Raw genomic sequence first — 13,498 nt, 5'->3', positions numbered from 1 at the left:
CAGTGGGCGGGATTACTGTGGGCTGGTACGTGCTCACGATCACTTCACGCACCTTGGGGAGACAGTCATGTCAGACCGCTTCGACGTCGTCGTACTCGGCGCCGGCCCCGGCGGTTACGTCGCCGCCATCCGCGCCGCCCAGCTGGGCAAGCGGGTCGCGATCGTCGAGGAGAAGTACTGGGGCGGCGTCTGCCTGAACGTGGGCTGCATCCCCACCAAGGCGCTCCTGCGCAACGCCGAGCTGGCGCACATCTTCCAGCACGAGGCCAAGACCTTCGGCATCAAGGTCGACGGCACGGTCTCCTTCGACTACGGCGAGGCCTACCGCCGCAGCCGCACGGTGGCGGACGGCCGCGTCAAGGGCGTCCACTTCCTGATGAAGAAGAACGGCATCACGGAGTTCGACGGCCGCGGCACCTTCGTCGACGCCAACACCCTCCAGGTCGCCCTCTCCGACGGCACCACGCAGACCGTCTCCTTCGACAACTGCATCATCGCCACGGGCGCCACCCCGCGCCTGCTGCCGGGCACCAGCCGCAGCGAGCGCGTGGTCACGTACGAGGAGCAGATCCTCGCGGACGACCTGCCGCAGTCCATCGTCATCGCGGGCGCGGGCGCGATCGGCATCGAGTTCGCGTACGTCCTGCACAACTACGGCGTGAAGGTGACGATCGTCGAGTTCCTCGACCGCGTCGCCCCGCTGGAGGACGAGGACGTCTCCAAGGAGCTCGCCAAGCAGTACCGCAAGCTCGGCATCGACGTGATGACCTCCACGCGCGTGGAGTCCATCGACGAGTCCGGCCAGCAGGTCCGCGTCACCGTCACCGGCAAGGACGGCGCGCAGAAGGTCCTGGAGGCCGACAAGGTCCTGCAGGCGATCGGCTTCGCGCCGAACGTGACGGGGTACGGCCTGGAGAGCACCGGGGTCGCCCTGACCGAGCGCGGCGCCATCGAGGTGGACGGCCGCTGCCGCACCTCCGTGCCGAACATCTTCGCGATCGGCGACGTCACCGCGAAGCTGATGCTGGCGCACACCGCCGAGTCGATGGGCGTCATCGCCGCCGAGACCATCGGGGACCACGAGACGATGGAGCTCGACTACCCGATGATCCCGCGCGCGACGTACTCGCAGCCGCAGATCGCCAGCTTCGGCTGGACCGAGAAGCAGGCCCGCGAGAAGGGCTTCGACGTCAAGGTCGCCAAGTTCCCCTTCACGGCCAACGGCAAGGCGCACGGCCTGGGCGACTCGGTCGGCTTCGTGAAGATCATCGCCGACGCGCAGTACGGCGAGATCATCGGCGCCCACCTGATCGGCCCGGACGTCACCGAGCTGCTGCCCGAGCTGACCCTGGCCCAGCAGTGGGACCTGACGGTCACCGAGGTCGCGCGCAACGTCCACGCGCACCCGACGCTGGGCGAGGCCGTCAAGGAGGCGATCCACGGCCTCGCGGGACACATGATCAATTTCTGAGGAACTTATCCCCGAGGTGGTAGTCACTGACCCGTGACCGAATCCACCGCAATGCGGGCACCGGGTGGCGAACCGGCGCGGCCGATCAGATCGTGGCTGCGTTCGTCACCCGGCACGCACACCTGGCTGCTGGCGATCGCCGTCACCAGCGTCGTCATCGCCGTGTCCACCCCGCGCCAGGAGCGCTTCCTGCTCCACCGCAACAGCAGCAACATCCACGAGCTGGTCCGCCACCCGGTCGAAGCGCTGTTCACCAGCGCCTTCTGGATCGAGAACCCGGCGTCCTTCCTGCTGTACGCCGTGCTGTTCGAGGTCTTCCACGCACCCGTCGAGCGCTGGCTCGGCACCGCGCGCTGGCTGTTCACCGTGGCCACCGCGCACATCGCGGCCACACTGATCAGCCAGAAGTACGTGCTGATGGCGATCCAGAGCCACGAGGCACCGCGCCGGATGGCGCACGTCGTGGACATCGGGGTGAGCTACGGCCTCGCGGCCGCCGTCGGCGTCCTCACGTACCGCCTCCCGATGCCCCTGCGGCCGCTGTACGCCCTCGGGGCCGCCGCCTTCTTCGGCATCCCGCTGCTCACCGGCGGCACCTTCACCGACCTGGGGCACGCGATCGCGCTCGGCATCGGCTTCGCCTGCTGGCCGCTCACCCGCGGAAAACGAGTGGCGCTCGAACAGCGCTCCCGGGCACAGTAGTTGAGCCAGGGCAGCAGTCGGGCCGGCCCGGGCACCACCGAGACCGGGGAGGAGCGAGGCGATGACCGAGGAGAGTACGAGTCCGTCGAGCTCCCGTCGGGGCCGCGCGGCGCGGCAGGCTCCTGTGGAGTAGCCGCCGCTCGACGCGCTGCCCGGGGCGGCCGCTTCGAGCGCGCCTTCACGGCGCGGGCCGCCCCTCCCGGAGGATTGGCCGAGTGGTAAGGCAGCGGCTTGCTAAGCCGTAGTCGGGTTCACGCCCGCGCGCGTTCGATCCGCGCATCCTCCGCACCGTACGGACAACCGCCGCACGCATCAACGCACCCAGTACAGGCCCGCAGTGGCGGGCCCACGCCAGAAACGACGAGGGCCCTGGATGCACCAGGGCCCTCGCCGTACGCTTCGGTTCAAGGGATCGCGCGGGGTCAGCGCCCCAGCAGCTCCTCCAGGACCACCGCGATCCCGTCGTCCTCGTTGGACGCCGTGATCTCGTGCGCGACGGCCTTCAGGTCGTCGTGGGCGTTCGCCATCGCCACCCCGTGCCGGGCCCAGCCGAACATCGGGATGTCGTTGGGCATGTCGCCGAACGCGATCGTGTCGGCGGCCTTCACGCCCAGCCGGCGCGCGGCCAGCGAGAGGCCGGTCGCCTTGCTCAGGCCCAGCGGCAGGATCTCCACGATCCCCTCGCCGGCCATCACCACGTCCACCAGGCTGCCCACGGTCTCCCGGGCCACCTTGGTCAGCGCGTCGTCGGAGAGCCCGGGGTGCTGGATGTAGACCTTGTTCAGCGGCGCGACCCACAGCTCGGCGGGGTCCTCGAACGCGACCGTCGGCAGCGGGCCCTCCTGGACCCGGTAGCCGGCGCCCACCAGGACCTCGCCGTCCAGGCCGTCGCGCGAGGCGGCCAGTGCCAGCGGGCCGACCTCGGCCTCGATCTTGGCGAGCGCCAGACCGGCCAGCTGCCGGTCGAGGGTCACGGAGGTGAGCAGCCGGTGCTCGCCCGCGTGGTAGACCTGCGCACCCTGGCCACAGACCGCGAGGCCCTCGTAGCCGAGGTCGTCCAGGATGTGGCGCGTCCACGCCACGGAGCGGCCGGTCACGACGATGTGCGCGGCACCCGCCGCCACCGAGGCGGCGAGCGCTGCGCGGGTGCGCTCCGAGATGGTCTCGTCGGAGCGCAGCAGCGTCCCGTCGAGATCGGTCGCGATCAGCTTGTACGGGAACGGTGCGGTGGTGCTCACTTGGTGATCGGCTCCAGGACCTCGCGGCCGCCCAGGTACGGGCGCAGTACCTCAGGCACGCGCACCGAGCCGTCCGGCAACTGGTGGTTCTCCAGGATCGCCACGATGGTGCGCGGTACGGCGCACAGCGTGCCGTTCAGCGTGGCGAGCGGCTGGACGGTCTTCTTGCCGTCCTGCTCCTCGCGCATGCGCACCGACAGGCGGCGGGCCTGGAAGGAGTCGCAGTTGGAGGCGGAGGTCAGCTCGCGGTACTTGCCCTGGGTCGGGATCCACGCCTCGCAGTCGAACTTGCGGGAGGCGGAGGAACCCAGGTCACCGGTGGCGACGTCGATGACGCGGAAGGGCAGCTCCAGTCCGGTGAGCCACTGCTTCTCCCACTCGAGGAGCCGCTTGTGCTCGTTCTCCGCGTCGTCGGGCGCGACGTACGAGAACATCTCGACCTTGTCGAACTGGTGGACGCGGAAGATGCCCCGGGTGTCCTTGCCGTACGTACCGGCCTCGCGGCGGAAGCACGGCGAGAAGCCCGCGTAGCGCAGGGGCAGCTTGTCGGCGTCGAGGATCTCGTCCATGTGGTACGCCGCGAGGGGCACCTCGGACGTGCCGACCAGGTAGTAGTCGTCCTTCTCCAGGTGGTACACGTTCTCGGCGGCCTGGCCGAGGAAACCGGTGCCCTCCATGGCGCGCGGACGGACCAGCGCGGGCGTGAGCATCGGGATGAAGCCGGCCTCGGTGGCCTGTGCGATCGCCGCGTTGACCAGGGCGAGCTCCAGGAGCGCGCCGACGCCGGTCAGGTAGTAGAAGCGCGAGCCGGAGACCTTGGCGCCCCGCTCGACGTCGATGGCGCCGAGCGCCTCGCCCAGCTCCAGGTGGTCCTTGGGCTCGAAGCCCTCGGCCGTGAAGTCGCGGATGCTGCCGTGCGTCTCCAGGACGGTGAAGTCCTCCTCGCCGCCCACCGGGACGTCGGGGTGGACCAGGTTGCCCAGCTGGAGCAGCAGGCGCTTGGCGTCCTCGTCGGCCTCGTGCTGCTCCGCGTCGGCCGCCTTCACGGCGGCGGCGAGCTCGCCGGCCTTCTTCAGGAGGTCGGCCTTCTCGTCGGGCGAGGCCTTGGGGATGAGCTTGCCGAGCGACTTCTGCTCGGAGCGGAGCTCGTCGAAGCGGAGCCCTGACGACCTGCGCCGCTCGTCGGCGGAGAGCAGGGCGTCGACGAGGTCGACGTCCTCTCCACGGGCGCGCTGGGAGGCGCGAACACGGTCGGGGTCCTCACGGAGCAGGCGAAGGTCAATCACCCCACCAGGCTACCGGTGTCGGCTCCCGCCTCCCCACCTCGATAAGGGGTGCGTGTCGTTTTGCCCGAATTGACAGTAATTAAAGGTAAATGCCGAATGGGGTTCAGGGAAAGGGGCGCCGGGTCGGGCGATAACGTCAATAAAACCGCTGCTACTCCCTGAAAAGGGGCACGACGGCCTGGATGCCTTGACTCACCGACCTTGCGGGAGGCGGGACTTGAGGTCGGTTGTCCACAGGAACGCGCGGCTCCGGAATGTTATCCACAGGCTGTGTGGAAGACCTGTGGAGTTCGGAGCAGGTGGTTCCGGCGGTGTGGTGCGAGGGCGAGGATTCCCCGTTCAAACCCGCCCCACACACTCATTCGGGTGGGAATTGCCCGTCCCAAAGCGTTGATCAAGGGAATTGGGGTGACAGGGGAGCCCGTGGGGGTGGATGGGGGCTGGATGGGGCTGTGGACGGGAGTGTGGGTAACTAGACCGATTTGTCGACCTTGTCGCGCCATGTTGTCGACTTGTCCCCAGGTCGAGAAGCAGCCCTGTGGATAACTTCTGTGGGTAACGAAAGTATGCCAGTAGTACTGGGGTGCGGGCCTGTGGATGACGCGGAGCGGAGTCGACCCGGGGAAGTGCAGAGTGGAGCTCGGATCAGGGCCGCGGCCGTACGGCGGCCGGGTCGGCGCACCTTGACAACTGCAGACAGCCCCGGGGCCGGAGGCCCCGCGGTCTGGGGTCGGTTACCGGACGAAGGCTGCCCGGACGAAGGGTGCTCGTACGAAGGCCGCCCGTACGGCGGTCGTCCGGACTACGGCCGCCCGTCCTGGCATCGGGCGAGCCAGTCGAAGGCCGCCGTGAACTCCGCGTCCGACGTCCCGCGGCGCGGAGCGCGCGCGTCCTCGGGCTTCGCGTCCGCCCTCGGGTACGAGCCGAGGAACCGGACCTCCAGACTGTTGCGCTTCAGCCCGGTCAGGGCCTCGGCCACCCGCCGCTCCGTCACGTGTCCCTCGGCGTCGATGGCGAAGCAGTAGTTGCCGATGCCCTCACCCGTCGGCCGGGACTGGAGCAGCACCAGGTTCACGCCCCGGCTGGCGAACTCCTGGAGGAGTTCGAGCAGGGCACCCGGGTGGTCCTCGCGCTGCCAGATGACCACCGACGTCTTGTCCGCGCCCGTCGGCGCCGCCGGGCGCGCGGGCCGGCCCACCAGGACGAAGCGGGTCTGCGCGTTCTGGGCGTCGTGGATCTGCGTGACCAGCGGTTCGAGGCCGTACGTCGCCGCGGCGAACTCCCCGGCGAAGGCCCCGTCGAAGCGGCCCTCCTGCACCAGGCGCGCGCCGTCCGCGTTGGAGGCGGCCGACTCCCACACGGCGTCCGGCAGGTTCGCGCGCAGCCAGTTGCGCACCTGCGGCTGGGCGACCGGGTGCCCGGTCACCGTCTTCACGTCCGACAGCTGGGTGCCGGGCCGCACCAGGAGAGCGAAGGCGATCGGCAGCAGCACCTCGCGGTAGATCATCAGCGGTTCGCCCGAGGCCAGCTCGTCGAGCGTCGCGGTGACCCCGCCCTCCACCGAGTTCTCGATCGGCACCAGGGCGGCCGCCGCCTCGCCGTTGCGCACCGCGTCGAGCGCGGCGGGCACCGACACCATCGGGATGAGCTCGCGGGTCGCGGCCTCGGGCAGCGTGCGCAGCGCGGCTTCCGTGAAGGTGCCTTCGGGACCGAGGTAGGTGTAGCGCGTGGCGGACATGGCGTCACCCTAATGGGCCCGCACCCCCCGGGCGCGCCGGGTCCGCGACCCGGACGGCGCCCGCGGGCCCGCCGCCCGGCGTCCCGGAGCGAGCCGGCAGCCGGGCCCCGGGCTGCCCCGCGCCGCCCTGTCCTGCTCCGCCTCGCACCTGCCCCGCCTCGCCCCGCCGTTCATCCCTCCAGGAGCCGCTGGCCCACGTACTCGCCCTTCGAGGGGCCGCCGGGGACGGCGAACAGGCCGCTCGCCTCGTGGCGCAGGAAGGGGGACAGGGCGTCGCCCCGGTCGAGCTTGCGCTGCACGGGGACGAAGCCGCGCATCGGGTCGGCCTGCCAGCACAGGAAGAGCAGCCCCGCGTCCGGCACCCCGTCCTGGCCGATGCCGTCGTGGTACGAGAAGGGGCGCCGCAGCATCGCGGCCCCGCCGTTCTGTTCGGGGGCGGAGATGCGGGCGTGCGCGTTGTCCGGGATGACGAACTTCCCGTCCGGTCCCGTCTTGTCGAGGGCGAGTTCGGTGGTCTCGGTGCCGCCGGTCAGCGGGGCGCCGTCGGACTTGCGGCGCCCGATCACCTTCTCCTGCTTGTCCAGCGCCAGCTTCTCCCAGTCGTCCAGGAGCATCCGGATGCGCCGCATGACGACGTACGAGCCGTTGGCCATCCAGGACAGCGCGGCCGGGCCCCCCGCCGGGACGAAGACGCGCCGGTCGAAGTCCGCCTCGGACGGCTTGGGGTTGCCGGTGCCGTCGAGCTGGCCCATCAGGTTGCGGGCCGTACGGGGCTCGGAGGTGGCGCCGGGAGTGCGGTTGAAGCCGTTCATCTGCCAGCGGACCCGGGCGGCGGAGCCCGCCTCCTTCTGGACCGCGCGCAGCGCGTGGAAGGCGACCAGGCCGTCGTTGGCGCCGATCTGCACCCAGAGGTCGCCGCCGGAGCGCTTGGGGTCGAGGGCGTCCGCGGAGAAGTTGGGCAGCGGCTCCAGCTGCGGCGGGCGGTTGCCCACCAGGCCGGTGCGGTCGAAGAAGCCGGCGCCGAAGCCGAAGGTGAGGGTCAGCGAGGAGGGGCCCGCGTCCAGGGCGACCCCGGTGTCACGGCCCGCGGAGCCGTCGGTGGGCTCGCCCGCCATCAGCCGCTCGGCCAGCGCGGACCAGCGCCGCATCAGTGCCGCGGCCTCCTTGCGGCCCGCGCCCGGGGCCAGGTCGAAGGCGACCAGGTGGCCCTTGGCCTGCAAGGGGGTGGTGATGCCCGCCTGGTGCTTGGCGAAGAAGGGTTCGCCGGTCGAGCCGAGGGAGGACGGGGAGCCGGCGCCGGACGAGGGGGAGTCGGCGGCCGCCGCGTAGACCCCCGCGCCGCCCGCCGCACCGAGGGCCAGGCCGGCGGCCCCCGCCGCGCCGACCGTGCCGAGCATGCGCCGCCGGGAGATCTCAAGGTTCTCAGTCACGCGTTTCAGCCGATCTTGACGTTCTTGTCGATGGAGGTCTGGTCGATGTCCGAGGTGCGCACGGTGACCTGGAGCGTCCAGTCGCCGGCCATCGGGATCTGTACCCCGTTGGCGGCCCAGTGCCCGGTGGTGATCCGGTCGGGGACGACCGGGAGCGGGCCGATGTCCTTGGCCTTGAGGGTGAAGGAGACCTTCAGCTCCGGGACGTCGAGCGGCTTGCCGTCGGGCCGGACGACGTAGATGTGCAGGGCGTTCGCCCCGGTGCGGCCCGGGTCGAGGCTGAGCCGCACGGTGCCCTTGCCGTCCTGGCCCCCGGTGTCGAAGGGCAGCTGGACGTCGACCGGCCGGTCGGGCACCGCGGTCTGCGAGGTGCCCTGGGCAGCGGCCGCCTCCTCCTCCGTACGGCCCGGCTCGGTGGAGGTGAGCACGGTCGTCACGGCGAGCAGCACCACCGCCACGGCGGCCTCGGCCAGCACCGAGCGGCGCAGGCCCAGGCGTTCGGTGTCGGCGTCCCTGGCCTTCTTGCGGCGGGTGGTGGCGAGGGCGGCGCGCTGGCGGGCCAGCTGGGCGGCGCGCTCCGGGTCGGCCGGCACGGTGACCGGCTCGGCCTCGGCCGGCACCGCGGCCTCCTTGGACTCCTCGGACTCCTCGGACTCCGCGGTGTCCTCCGCCGCTTCGGCCGCCTCGGTGTCCGCGGCCGTGCCGGTGGCGGCCCGGGCCTCGCCCAGGCGGGCGGTCCAGCGCCGGGAGATCCAGGCGACGCCGACCATCACGGCGACCAGGCCCACCTTGACGAGCAGCAGCTGCCCGTACGTGGTGCCGGTCAGGGCGGACCAGGAGCCGACCTGGCGCCAGGACTGGTAGAGCCCGGTCGCGGCGAGGACGACCACGGAGCCGAAGGCGACCGCGGAGAAGCGGCGCACGGCCGCGCGCTCGATGGACGGCGCCCGGTACAGGGCGACGAGCAGGGCGGCCAGGCCGCCGAGCCAGGCGGCGACGGCCAGCAGGTGCAGGATGTCGACGGGCATCGCGATGCCGGGCTGCAGTCCCGTCGAGGCGTGCTCGGCCAGGGCCCAGGTGCCGGCGATCCCGGCGGCGACGACCGTACCGCCCAGGGCGAGCCCGAAGGTGAGGTCCTTCTTCTCCTTGGGGTCCTCGCGCCGGGTGTACGCGCCGAAGAGCACGGCCACGAAGAGGGCGGCGGCGCCGAGCAGCAGCAGGCGGGAGATCAGGGCGGCGCCGGTCTTGGTCTCCAGGACGGACTTGAGCTGGCCCAGGTCGAAGGCGTCGGCGAGGTTGCCGGAGCCGGTGTAGGGGGCGCGCAGCAGCAGCATCACCAGGGTCGACGCGGTGAGCACGACCCAGCCCTGGGCGACGAACCGCTGGAGCGGGCGGGCCGTGGCGCCGCGTGGCCAGCAGGCGAGGACGAACGCGGCGCCGCCGGCCAGGACGACGAACCCGGCGTAGGAGAAGTAGCGCGCGATGCCGTAGAGGGCGCCGACGAGGCCGCCGCCGACCTCGTTGTCGGGCAGCGCGACGGAGGTCTTGGAGGGCGCCCCGATCGAGAAGGTGAAGGCGCCCGAGACGGGGTGGCTGTCGGCCGACACAGCCTGCCAGGCGACGGTGTAGGTGCCGTCGGGGAGGGAGTCCCGCAGGTTCACCCCGTACCGGACCACGGAGCCCGCGCACAGGTCGCGCAGTTCACCGGTGTCGGCGCGGTTGCCCGCGGGGTCCAGGACGCGGATGGAGTCGTTCCCCATGGCGACCTGCTCGGAGAAGGTGAGCTGGACGTCCTTGGGGGCGTCGGCGACCACCGCCCCGTCCTTCGGGGTGCTGCCGGTGAGCGCGGCGTGGGCGCTGGCCGTGCCGGAGAGCACGGTGGCGCACAGGGCCGCGGTCACGAGCAGGAGCCGCAGTACGAAGGCCGCCGTGAGGCGTGGGGCGGTGGTCGTCGTCATGGTGTCAGTCCCTCGAGTAGCTCAGTGCTTCTTCGGGTGGCTCACTGCTTCTTCGGGTTGTGGTTCGGCGCCTCGACCGGGACCGTCACCTTGATCGGGTCGGACTTCTCGAAGTGCAGCTCGATCTCGACCTCGTCGCCCTGCTTCGGCTTCTGCTTGATGCCCATGAACATGATGTGGTTGCCACCGCGTTCCAGGTTCAGCTCGCCCTTGGCGGGGATGTCGAAGGACTTGACCTCCTGCATCTTCTGGTTCTTCGTCTCGTGGATCGTGACGTCGTCCGAGAGCGGGCTGGTCACCGAGAGGAGCTTGTCCGCGGTACCGCTCTCGTTCTTGATGTCCAGGAACGCGCCGGCCATGTCCATGGCGGGCTGCGGCATGAACGCGCCGCTGACCTTCAGCTCGGGCTTGTCGCTCCCGGCGTCCTTGGAGTCGGAGGAGCAACCGCTGAGGGCCAGGCCCGTGGCGAGGGCTATCACGGCGGCGGCGGTGCGGACGGTGGTGCGGGTGGTGCGGCGGTTCACGGGTTCTCCCCCTTGATGATCTTCGGCAGGTCCTTGGCGTAGTCGTCGGCGGTCGTGTCCTCGCCGTACAGGACGTAGCCCTGATCGGTCTTGGGCGAGAACGCGATCACCTGTGCTCCGTGCATGGAGACGACCGAGCCGTCCTTCTCCTTCTTAGCCGGGTCGATGCCGATGCCCAGCTGGCGGGCGCCCGCCTGGATGGCTGGGAAGGCACCGGTGAGGCCGGTGAAGGACGGGTCGCCCGCCGCCGGGAGCCACTTGCCCAGCTCTGCCGGGGTGTCACGGTCGGGGTCGGTGGTGACGAAGACGACCTGGAGCTTGTCCTGGTCCGCCTTGGAGAGCTTCTTCTTGGCGATGGCGATGTTGCTCATCGTCAGCGGGCACACGTCGGGGCAGTGCGTGTAGCCGAAGTAGATCAGCGTCGGCTTGCCCTTGGTCCGCTCGCGGAGGTCGAACTTCTTGCCCTGGGTGTCGGTGAGCACCAGGTCGGGCTTGGTGAACGGCCGGTCCAGGACGGTCGCGGCCTTGTCGGACGTGTCGGCGGAGACGTCCGCGACGGGGCTGTCGCCCTTCGCCGCGTCACTGCCGCCGCCGCACGCCGTGAGGGTCAGGCCGGCCGCGGCGACGAGTGCCGCCGCGGCCAGCGAGGTGCGCCGGGCACGCCCGGAGCGCTTCTGGTTGTGCATGGGGTTCTCTCTCGGGGAGGGGTGTTCCTGGGGAGGCCTGCGCGGCCGTCAGGCCGAGCGGCGCCGCCCCGCGAGGACGCCGAACGCGACGCCCGCGACGCCCACGAGGATGCCGACCACACCGAGCACGCGCGCGGTGGTGTCGCTGGTGTCGGCCGACGCGTTCTCCTGGCCGTCGTGACCCGCCTTGTCACCGGCCTTGTCGTCGGCCTTGGCGTCGGTCTTCGCGGCGCCGCCGTGGTGGTCGTCCTCGGCGGCGGAGAGCTTGAGCACGGGAGCCGGGTTCTGGGGCTCGTCCGCGCCCTCCTTGGGCTCCTCGATCCAGCGCACGACCTCGTTGTTGCTGTAGGTCTGCAGGGCCTTGAAGACCAGCTGGTCGGCGTTCTCGGGGAGCTGGCCGAGCGAGACGGGGAACTGCTGGAACTCGCCGGGACCGATCTTGCCGTCACCCTCGGCGGTCCAGGTGATCTTGGACGGGGCCTCGGTGATCTGCTTGCCGTGCATCTCCAGCGGCTTGGCGAGCTTGGCCTTGGTCACCACGACCTTCCAGCCCGGCACCGGCTGGGGCATGGCGGAGGCGATCGGGTGGTCGGCGGGGAGGTTGACCTCGACCTTGACGGTGGAGGCGTTGTCCCGCTCGTTGGGGACCTTGAAGTTCACGGTCGCGTAGCCGCCCTTGGCGGCCGCGCCCTGCGGCTGCACGCTGACGTGCGCGGAGGCGGCGGAGGACAGGAACAGCACGGCGGACGCGGCGACACCGCCGGCGACGGCGATGCGGGAGGCGCTCTTGAGCACGGACTTCTTCATCACGACAGGACACTCCAGGAAGCAGGAACGGGTGAGTGCGTCCACGCGTGCGTGGACACCGCGACACCACCTCCGTGCGGTACCGGGAGCGGGTCGCGTCAGGCTGCGAGAGCGAGGACGGCCGGGGGGCCGCGCCTGATCACCGTGTCCGCCAGGGCGCGCCCGGCGGGCGGGGGCGGAGTGTCGTACGCGGGCGCGGCGGGGCGGGGCCCGGCGGCGGTGGCCGCCGGAAGGCCGGCGAGCAGCAGGCGTACGAGGGACAGGGCGTCGCGCAGCGCGCGCAGCGGCGCGCTCTCGGTGGCGCCCTGGGAGAGCCGTACGAGACGGAACAGCGCGGCCTCGCCGCGCCGCATCAGCCAGCCGGTGGCCAGCGCGGCCAGCAGGTGGCCCAGCACCATGCTCAGGCTGGGCAGGCCGGACGACGCCAGGTGCCCGGAGGCGGCGGCGCCGTCGGCCATGTGGCCGGCGTGGCCGGCGGCCGAGGCCGGGTCGAGCCCGGCGGTGGTGACGATCCGGTTGGCGTCGGCGGGCGAGAGCGACGCGGCGCCGCCCCCGCAGACCAGCTTGGCGGCCATCCGGATCAGCGCGTCGTCGGAGGTCGGACCGCCCACCACGAGGTGGCGCTGCCCGAGCCCGAAGAGGGCGTGCAGCGCGAACTGGCCGCCCGCGAGGGCGGTGGCGATCGTGGGCAGGGAGCGTTCGCGCCCGGCGAGCGGCACGGTGACGGCGAGGACGCCGAGGAAGCCGGCCGCCAGGGTCCAGCCGGGCACGGTCGCGCACGCGGCCAGCGCGTGCCCGAGCGCGGACAGCACGACGCAGACCGCGGCGAAGAGCGCGGCCCTCAGCAGTCGCAGGCCGATTCCGGCGCGGGCTGTGTCCATGGCCGGGCCATCATCGCACCACGCTTAGGCCACCCATACGGCAGGTCCGGAAGATCCCGTTGGCGCCCTGTGACCCGCAATACACCGGCGTGCGGGTGCGCGTACATCCGCCGAACGGGCGCCGGTGCGTCAACGCGGGGCTTACCGGAGGGGCGCCGCGGCAATACCTATCGGTACGTCGAGCCGCGGCCGGGAGGCTGGAGCATGAGCATCTGGTGGTCCCTCCATCTGCGCCGCGAGGCCGCGAGCGTGCCGCTCGCCCGTCGTCTCCTGCTGGGCACCATGGAGACCGCTGGGGTCGACCCCGACACCACCTTCGACCTCTCGCTCGCGCTCACCGAGGCGTGCGCCAACGCGGTGGAGCACGGGGGCGGCACGGGGGCGGGCGCGGCGGAGGCGTACCAGGTCACGGCGTACCTGGACGGGGAGAAGTGCCGGATCGAGGTCGCCGACTCGGGCCCGGGCTTCCCCCCGGGACCGGCCGGATCCGCCGGTCCCGTCGGATCCGCCGGAGCCGTACGGGCGCTGCGGCGCCGGGTGCCTGCGGACGCGGAGAACGGTCGCGGACTGCGGCTGATCGAGGAGCTCGCCGACCACGTCCACTTCGGCAACCGGGGCGGGCGCGGCGGTGCGGTGGTGAGCTTCGACAAGATCGTCAAGTGGCGCCGGGACGCGCCCCTCGCGGTGCCGGGCTAGTCCCCGCGGACCAGTCCCGTACCACCGCAACGGCCGGAGGCCCCTTCCACGCGCGCGTGGAAGGGGCCTCCGGAAGACCGG

At 71.6% G+C, this 13,498-nt stretch carries 12 protein-coding genes and 1 tRNA gene; 4 read left to right on the top strand and 9 right to left on the bottom strand.

Features of this window, described 5'->3' with window-relative positions; translation table 11 throughout:
- The first annotated feature begins 67 nt into the window (after window positions 1-67).
- The 3 genes from lpdA to ABT160_RS08320 all read left to right on the top strand — a co-directional run bounded on the left by lpdA (window position 68) and on the right by ABT160_RS08320 (window position 2,459).
- Window positions 68-1,471 (top strand): dihydrolipoyl dehydrogenase, encoded by a 1,404-nt coding sequence (gene lpdA / locus ABT160_RS08330; protein WP_351645141.1) that lies wholly within the window; start codon window positions 68-70, stop codon window positions 1,469-1,471.
- A gap of 51 nt (window positions 1,472-1,522) precedes the next feature.
- Window positions 1,523-2,173, top strand: coding sequence for a rhomboid-like protein (locus ABT160_RS08325; RefSeq protein ID WP_351645466.1), 651 nt, complete (start codon window positions 1,523-1,525; stop codon window positions 2,171-2,173).
- Window positions 2,174-2,374: 201 nt separating this feature from the next.
- Window positions 2,375-2,459 (top strand) — tRNA-Ser (locus tag ABT160_RS08320).
- 136 nt (window positions 2,460-2,595) lie between these two features.
- Here ABT160_RS08320 and ABT160_RS08315 read toward each other — a convergent pair.
- From ABT160_RS08315 to ABT160_RS08275, 9 genes are all read right to left on the bottom strand, one after another.
- Window positions 2,596-3,411: an HAD family hydrolase gene (locus ABT160_RS08315; protein ID WP_351645138.1), complete on the bottom strand. Its 816-nt coding sequence runs from the start codon at window positions 3,409-3,411 to the stop codon at window positions 2,596-2,598.
- A complete protein-coding gene (gene serS, locus ABT160_RS08310; protein WP_351645135.1) occupies window positions 3,408-4,697 on the bottom strand; it encodes a serine--tRNA ligase in 1,290 nt (429 codons plus the stop codon). The genes ABT160_RS08315 and serS overlap by 4 nt, the downstream gene beginning before the upstream one ends.
- Before the next feature lie 802 nt (window positions 4,698-5,499).
- Complete coding sequence (gene pheA, locus ABT160_RS08305; RefSeq protein WP_351645132.1) at window positions 5,500-6,435, bottom strand: prephenate dehydratase; 936 nt, start codon at window positions 6,433-6,435, stop codon at window positions 5,500-5,502.
- A 170-nt stretch (window positions 6,436-6,605) separates the two neighbouring features.
- Window positions 6,606-7,832, bottom strand: coding sequence for an iron uptake transporter deferrochelatase/peroxidase subunit (efeB, locus tag ABT160_RS08300; protein ID WP_502984183.1), 1,227 nt, complete (start codon window positions 7,830-7,832; stop codon window positions 6,606-6,608).
- A gap of 38 nt (window positions 7,833-7,870) precedes the next feature.
- Window positions 7,871-9,823, bottom strand: coding sequence for a copper resistance protein CopC (locus ABT160_RS08295; protein WP_351645127.1), 1,953 nt, complete (start codon window positions 9,821-9,823; stop codon window positions 7,871-7,873).
- Window positions 9,824-9,864: 41 nt separating this feature from the next.
- Entirely contained in the window at window positions 9,865-10,347 is a 483-nt protein-coding gene (locus tag ABT160_RS08290) for a copper chaperone PCu(A)C (protein WP_351645125.1), read from the bottom strand.
- Window positions 10,344-11,033 (bottom strand): SCO family protein, encoded by a 690-nt coding sequence (locus ABT160_RS08285; RefSeq protein ID WP_351645122.1) that lies wholly within the window; start codon window positions 11,031-11,033, stop codon window positions 10,344-10,346. Before ABT160_RS08285 ends, ABT160_RS08290 begins: the two co-directional genes overlap by 4 nt.
- A gap of 48 nt (window positions 11,034-11,081) precedes the next feature.
- A complete protein-coding gene (locus tag ABT160_RS08280; RefSeq protein ID WP_351645121.1) occupies window positions 11,082-11,840 on the bottom strand; it encodes a YcnI family copper-binding membrane protein in 759 nt (252 codons plus the stop codon).
- Between the two features lie 98 nt (window positions 11,841-11,938).
- A complete protein-coding gene (locus ABT160_RS08275; protein ID WP_351645120.1) occupies window positions 11,939-12,721 on the bottom strand; it encodes a hypothetical protein in 783 nt (260 codons plus the stop codon).
- A gap of 204 nt (window positions 12,722-12,925) precedes the next feature.
- Here ABT160_RS08275 and ABT160_RS08270 point away from each other — a divergent pair, with 204 nt between their 5' ends.
- Entirely contained in the window at window positions 12,926-13,417 is a 492-nt protein-coding gene (locus ABT160_RS08270) for an ATP-binding protein (RefSeq protein WP_351645118.1), read from the top strand.
- Window positions 13,418-13,498 lie beyond the last annotated feature (81 nt).

Source organism: Streptomyces sp. NPDC001941 (genome assembly GCF_040296945.1).
GTDB lineage: Bacteria > Actinomycetota > Actinomycetes > Streptomycetales > Streptomycetaceae > Streptomyces.
This window is presented reverse-complemented; position numbering and strand designations above follow the sequence as displayed.

Coding starts and splice junctions, on each gene's coding strand:
- ABT160_RS08285 (WP_351645122.1), bottom strand. CDS start 11,033: ATGCACAACCAGAAGCGCTCCGGGCGTGCCCGGCGCACCTCGCTGGCC.
- ABT160_RS08325 (WP_351645466.1), top strand. CDS start 1,523: ATGCGGGCACCGGGTGGCGAACCGGCGCGGCCGATCAGATCGTGGCTG.
- efeB (WP_502984183.1), bottom strand. CDS start 7,832: ATGCTCGGCACGGTCGGCGCGGCGGGGGCCGCCGGCCTGGCCCTCGGT.
- ABT160_RS08270 (WP_351645118.1), top strand. CDS start 12,926: ATGAGCATCTGGTGGTCCCTCCATCTGCGCCGCGAGGCCGCGAGCGTG.
- lpdA (WP_351645141.1), top strand. CDS start 68: ATGTCAGACCGCTTCGACGTCGTCGTACTCGGCGCCGGCCCCGGCGGT.
- ABT160_RS08295 (WP_351645127.1), bottom strand. CDS start 9,823: ATGACGACGACCACCGCCCCACGCCTCACGGCGGCCTTCGTACTGCGG.
- pheA (WP_351645132.1), bottom strand. CDS start 6,435: ATGTCCGCCACGCGCTACACCTACCTCGGTCCCGAAGGCACCTTCACG.
- ABT160_RS08280 (WP_351645121.1), bottom strand. CDS start 11,840: ATGAAGAAGTCCGTGCTCAAGAGCGCCTCCCGCATCGCCGTCGCCGGC.
- ABT160_RS08275 (WP_351645120.1), bottom strand. CDS start 12,721: ATGGACACAGCCCGCGCCGGAATCGGCCTGCGACTGCTGAGGGCCGCG.